This window comes from Rhizobacter sp. P3_B12 (assembly GCF_056402895.1).
Map to the genome: position 1 here is coordinate 1 of NZ_JBFUGN010001510.1, position 962 is coordinate 962.

The window sequence follows — 962 nt, forward strand, 5'->3', positions numbered from 1 at the left end:
GCCTGCGGCTGTTCTCCGAGCCGGAGATGTCCGACATCGACAAGCTCTCGTGGATGCTGCTCGGCCGCGCGAGCGACGGGCTGGGCAAGTCGGACACCGCGCTGCTGCAGCGCGCGGCGCTGGCGCTGCTGAGCGGCGAAGGCGGTGGCGCCGACCCGCTGAAGGTGCTGGGCATCGACGACCTGTCGGTGTCGCAGAACACGAACAGCGCGACCGACGTGCGCGAGACGGTGGTGTCGCTCGGCAAGCAGCTGTCGCGGCGCTGGTACGTCGGCTACGAGCGCAGCCTGAACGCGACCACCGGCAACTGGCAGCTGATCTACCGCATCGCCCAGCGCTTCACGCTGCGCGCGCAGTCGGGGCTCGACAACTCGCTGGATTTCATCTGGACGCTGCGCTGGCAGTGAACGTGCTGGCCGTGAAATTGCAAGTACCCCCCGTGTCACGACGCTGACRCGCCGGCAGCGCAACCTGCGCGGCTTTGCCGGCCGCCCCTCGCGGTCGCGGTKCTCGGTTGAAGTTGCGGACGGAAGTTCCGCGAACAGGGAGAACTTGCATGTCGAACCATTCCAAGTGGCACGCGTCCTGGACCTCCGGCGTCATCGTCGGCCTGCTGGCCGCGCTGTCGGCCTGCGGCGGCGGTGGTGATGACGCTCCCGCCCCCGGCGCAGGCAACCCGCCCGTCACCACCTTGCCGGACTGCCCCGCCGCGCCGAACACGCTGCGCGACATCACCGCGGTGCAGGGCCCCGGCGCGCTGAGCCCGTTCGACGGCCAGGCCGTCACGGTGCGCGGCGTCGTCACCGCCGATTTCCAGGGCGACGAGCAGCTGAAGGGCTTCTTCCTCCAGCAGCCGGTCGCCGATGCCGACCCGAAGACCTCCGAAGGCCTGTTCGTCTACGCGCCGGGCGGCGCCGACGTGAAAGTGGGCGACTACGTGCAGGCGAGCGGCACCGTCATAT

Annotated in this window: 1 protein-coding gene and 1 pseudogene; both read left to right on the top strand. The window is 69.8% G+C overall.

Annotated elements, in window-relative coordinates:
• Window positions 1–407: translocation/assembly module TamB domain-containing protein (locus AC1D01_RS36505; RefSeq protein ID WP_477874669.1), on the top strand; the 407-nt coding region annotated here is incomplete at its 5' end.
• Between the two features lie 149 nt (window positions 408–556).
• Window positions 557–962 (top strand): annotated as a pseudogene (locus AC1D01_RS36510) (hypothetical protein); the annotation flags it as partial.